The following is a 255-nucleotide window of genomic DNA, read 5'->3' as shown; positions in this document are numbered from 1 at the left end:
CTGCTCGCCCTAAAGCTACAGCTTTGCTAAAATCACCTTCGTACTCTTTGACAACAACACCCATTTCTCTCAACAAACGCTTTTTCCAGCTTTTTGCTTCATTAGACATGTGGACAGTCGTCTGAAACCCTAACTTTGCTCCCATGATTCCGACACTAAGTCCTAAATTTCCTGTAGAACCCACAGCGATTGAATAATTAGAAAAAATATTTTTGAATTCATCATTTGCTAGAATAGCATAATTACTATCAATTG

The 255-nt window shown here is 37.6% G+C and carries 1 protein-coding gene; it reads right to left on the bottom strand.

Annotated elements, in window-relative coordinates; translation table 11 throughout:
- The coding region (locus P3R27_RS15090) for a pyridoxal-phosphate dependent enzyme (protein WP_301357631.1) at positions 1–255 on the bottom strand (255 nt) is incomplete at both ends.

The organism is Enterococcus spodopteracolus (assembly GCF_030441955.1).
Taxonomy (GTDB): Bacteria; Bacillota; Bacilli; order Lactobacillales; family Enterococcaceae; genus Enterococcus_B; species Enterococcus_B spodopteracolus.
The sequence above is the reverse complement of the archived record's forward strand: the minus strand, read 5'-3'. Positions and strand labels throughout refer to the sequence as shown.